This is a genomic window from Rahnella sp. P4_A8 (assembly GCF_056402435.1).
This window is the reverse complement of the sequence record NZ_JBFUHK010000153.1, coordinates 1-2805: the sequence shown is the minus strand read 5'-3', so window position 1 is coordinate 2805 and position 2805 is coordinate 1. Positions and strand designations below refer to the sequence as shown.

Annotated in this window: 4 protein-coding genes; all 4 read right to left on the bottom strand. The window is 53.1% G+C overall.

Annotated features, from left to right (window positions below; all coding sequences use genetic code 11):
• Window positions 1-610 (bottom strand): galactonate dehydratase (gene dgoD, locus AC1DUO_RS24015; protein WP_477989095.1); only part of this gene is annotated, 610 nt, incomplete at its 3' end.
• Window positions 607-1224 (bottom strand): 2-dehydro-3-deoxy-6-phosphogalactonate aldolase, encoded by a 618-nt coding sequence (locus AC1DUO_RS24010; RefSeq protein WP_119261762.1) that lies wholly within the window; start codon window positions 1222-1224, stop codon window positions 607-609. The genes dgoD and AC1DUO_RS24010, both read right to left, overlap by 4 nt.
• Window positions 1208-2104, bottom strand: coding sequence for a 2-dehydro-3-deoxygalactonokinase (locus AC1DUO_RS24005; RefSeq protein WP_119261763.1), 897 nt, complete (start codon window positions 2102-2104; stop codon window positions 1208-1210). The genes AC1DUO_RS24010 and AC1DUO_RS24005 overlap by 17 nt, the downstream gene beginning before the upstream one ends.
• Window positions 2101-2799 (bottom strand): D-galactonate utilization transcriptional regulator DgoR, encoded by a 699-nt coding sequence (gene dgoR, locus AC1DUO_RS24000; RefSeq protein ID WP_013575998.1) that lies wholly within the window; start codon window positions 2797-2799, stop codon window positions 2101-2103. Before dgoR ends, AC1DUO_RS24005 begins: the two co-directional genes overlap by 4 nt.
• Window positions 2800-2805 lie beyond the last annotated feature (6 nt).

Genomic DNA, 2805 nt, shown 5'->3' with positions numbered 1-2805 from the left:
GGTAAGGTTCGAGCTCTTTGATCAGAATCTTCGCCATAGGTGCATTGACGCGGCCATGGAAGTCGAGTCCGAACTCAATGCTGTTACCGAATGCTTCACGTATTTGCGCCACGACGGCGACGGCATCGTCAACTTTACGTGAATTGTCTATCATGCCCATTTCTTCGCAGCCATTGAGTTTAAAGGTATCAAAACCAATGCCTTTCAACTTTTTAATGCCTTCAATCACATCCGCCGGGCGGTCGCCGCCAACCCAACTGTAGGCTTTAATCTTATCGCGAACCAGACCACCGAGCAGTTGATAAACAGGAACGCCCAGGGCTTTGCCCTTAATGTCCCACAGTGCCTGATCGATGCCGGAAATCGCGCTCATCAGAATCGGACCACCGCGATAAAATCCACCGCGATAGAGGGTCTGCCAAATGTCATTGATGCGCGCCGGATCCTGTCCGATCACATATTCAGACAGCTCATGCACGGCAGCCTCCACACTGCGGGCACGGCCTTCAACTACCGGCTCTCCCCAACCGACAATGCCTTCATCAGTTTCTATTTTCAGGAACATCCAGCGCGGCGGCAGCCGGTAGGTGGTTAGTTTGGTCACTTTCATCGGGTTGATTCCTTATAAGCTTTAACAAAGGCGTTAGCTTGTTGTGTCGTACGTTCAACAGACTGTCCGGCACGGTAGAGATCACTTCCCAGCCCTGCACCGATACAACCGGCATTAAGATAGAGATGTAAATTTTCAGGAGTGATACCCCCCACGGCAAAAACCGGAATTTCTGGCGGTAGCACCGCTTTCAACGCTTTGATGTAATCCGGTCCAAAGGCGTTGGAAGGGAAGATTTTCAGCGCCTGAGCGCCCGCATCCAGTGCATTGAAGGCTTCCGTCGCGGTCGCGCAACCAGAGCAGACGGTCATGCCATACCCCACAGCCCGTCGAATCACTTCCGCCTGAATATTAGGGGTGACCACCAGACGGCTGCCCATCGTATTCAGTTCATCAACTTGCGCAGGTTGTAAAACCGTCCCGGCACCAATCAGCGCCCGATGCCCGAACTCTTTCACCGTTTCACTGATGCTGCGCTGCCAGTCAGGCGAGTTGAGTGGGATCTCCACTGCATCAAAGCCTGCCTCCAGCAATGCTGTCACATGCGCCTGAACGTCTTGTGGCGTGATACCGCGCAGAATGGCGATTAACGGAAGCTCAGTATTCCAACTCATTGATAATACTCCTTATACCTGCCTGGAAAGCGCGGTCGCCTTCCAGCGTTTGCCAGGTCAGTCCGGCAAACTTCAATGCCTGCTGGTAACGTGCGGTCAGTTTGGGACTCCCAATTAAGGTAATGGGCTGATCGCCAGTGATGCCGTATTGCCGCTGCATTTGCGACACTTCATTGCCGATCAACAACCCCGACAGCCATTCACTGACGGCGCTTTTATCTAATTGCCCTAACACATGCGCCGCGCGGGTCTCAAAAAGACTGCGAATAATGTTGGTTTCTTTGAAACCACTCTCCAGCCCCTGCTGGAATACCGCCGGATTTGCCTGTTGCCCGGTCAGCCCGATACCAATCAGCGAATGGTGTATCAGCAAATGGTGGAGTTCGCCGGTCATGACAGTACGGAAATCAACAACCTCGCTACCGTCCATCTGTACCCATTTACTGTGCGTTCCCGGCATCAGATAAAGCGAAGCCGGACATTCTGTATAAGCACCGATTAACTGTGTTTCTTCACCGCGAATGACATTGCAATTACCCTCGCTGACCACACTCAGACCGGGAATAATCCACGCGTTGAACGGTGTGGCCTGCTCCACCCGCGTTAACTGTCTGGAGAAATCAGTCAGCCGCGTCGGGCAAGGCAGATAAGGTACCGTCATCCATCCTGCGTTGCTGCCAACCATTCCCGCCATCAGAACCGGTACCTGATGAGCTTGCCAGGGTAAAAGTGTGTCGCGGAAAACCTGTTCAGGAGTACGGCCATTGAGCCGGGTAACCCCCGCTTCTGACTCCAGGTGATCGGTACATTCACCGTTCAGGTAGAGCCAGGCGCGCAAGTTGGTCGAGCCCCAGTCAATGGCGATATAACTTTCTCTCATGTAATATCCTTCAGCCTTTTGGTCGAGCTGGCGATCATTGTCAGTGCCGCCTGTTCTGCTGCATCTGCGTTCTGATGCCGTATCGCATCGTACAGATCCTGATGCTCCTTCAATGTGCGCGGCATGTTGGCTTCATCGGCCATATAGGTCCGTTCAAATACGGCACGCTGTAAGGAACTTATCGCCACACTGAGTTGTTGCAGCACCGGGTTATGCACCGACGCCAGTACCGCTTCGTGAAAACGGATATCAGCCTCATTGAAGGCGTCACGATTTTGGTGATCGGCGATCATATCGTTAAGCGCTTTTTCAATAACCGCTAATTCGCTGGAGGTCGCCCTTTCCGCAGCCCAGCGGGCAATGACCGGTTCAACCAGATTACGCACCTCGCTCATCGCCGGGATCAGCCGCGGGTCATAATCATTCGCCAACGACCACTGCAAAACATCGGTATCCAGATAATTCCACTGGTTGCGTAAAGCCACAAAAGCACCGCGATAACGCTTTATCTCCACCAGCCGCTTCGACATCAACGAGCGAAGCACTTCACGAATGATGTTCCGTGACGTCTGGAACTCTTCGCACAACTCCGTTTCCGCTGGCAGCGCAGACCCCGGGGCATATTTGCCACTGACGATTTGCTGCCCTATCTCGAGAATAATGCGATCGGTTTTGCTCAACTCCTGGCTACTCATAGATGC

What these genes read in the sequence shown, in the direction of transcription:
- AC1DUO_RS24005 (WP_119261763.1), bottom strand. Translation starts at nt 2,104, where the DNA reads ATGAGAGAAAGTTATATCGCCATTGACTGGGGCTCGACCAACTTGCGC.
- AC1DUO_RS24010 (WP_119261762.1), bottom strand. Translation starts at nt 1,224, where the DNA reads ATGAGTTGGAATACTGAGCTTCCGTTAATCGCCATTCTGCGCGGTATC.
- dgoR (WP_013575998.1), bottom strand. Translation starts at nt 2,799, where the DNA reads ATGAGTAGCCAGGAGTTGAGCAAAACCGATCGCATTATTCTCGAGATA.